Here is a 291-nt window from a genome sequence, read left to right as displayed (position 1 = left end):
TAAAGAAAGAGGTAACACAAGCGAATTAGTATTGTCCTTGTCGTGTAACCGAGCCCAAGACTTTCTTCAATAAGTTTATACTTATTAAAAGGAAGGTCTTTGCAAGCATTTTTTTGCTAATCGAGGCATCGATAGGAGCAAGCGAGAGAGCATACACAAGTATGTGACCGAGCGAGCGAGTATCGATAACGAAGAGTAGCGAAAAAAGACACAGCAAAGAGGTGGTTGAGGTTATATGGTCAAGAAGAGAAGCGCAAACGGTGGATGCCTTGGCAGTAAGAGGCGAAGAAG

Annotated in this window: 1 protein-coding gene; it reads right to left on the bottom strand. The window is 43.0% G+C overall.

From position 1 onward, the window contains the following. Positions 1-25: 25 nt before the first annotated feature. The coding region (locus Lnau_RS16790; RefSeq protein WP_238585965.1) for a hypothetical protein at positions 26-291 on the bottom strand (266 nt) is incomplete at its 5' end.

The organism is Legionella nautarum, from assembly GCF_001467895.1.
Classification (GTDB): Bacteria; Pseudomonadota; Gammaproteobacteria; order Legionellales; family Legionellaceae; genus Tatlockia; species Tatlockia nautarum.
The sequence above is the reverse complement of the archived record's forward strand: the minus strand, read 5'-3'. Positions and strand labels throughout refer to the sequence as shown.